1 protein-coding gene is annotated in these 251 nt (G+C 44.2%); it reads left to right on the top strand.

What is annotated here, in order from left to right; genetic code table 11:
* Nucleotides 1–251, top strand: a 251-nt coding sequence (locus tag LKE08_RS09485; RefSeq protein ID WP_324703978.1) for a group II intron maturase-specific domain-containing protein, incomplete at both ends; no start/stop codon positions are given.

Genomic DNA, 251 nt, shown 5'->3' with positions numbered 1-251 from the left:
CAATCAAAGCCCACACCGAAAAGGTTAAAGAGGTGATTAAGAAACACAAAACATCACCTCAAGCCGCCCTGATTAAAGAACTCAACCCCATCATTACAGGATGGACAAGGTACTATTCAGGGGTAGTCTCCTCGGAGATTTTCGGAAAGCTAGATAAAACACTCTGGCAACAATTACGGGCATGGGTAGTGTCACGATGCGGAAATGCCAAATACAAAACGCTCAGGAAATACTTCCGAACAGGAAAAGTG

It is taken from the genome of Lyngbya sp. CCY1209 (genome assembly GCF_035615495.1).
GTDB lineage: Bacteria > Cyanobacteriota > Cyanobacteriia > Cyanobacteriales > Microcoleaceae > Limnospira.
Note: the sequence above shows the minus strand (reverse complement) of the source record. Positions and strands in the feature narration are given on the sequence as shown.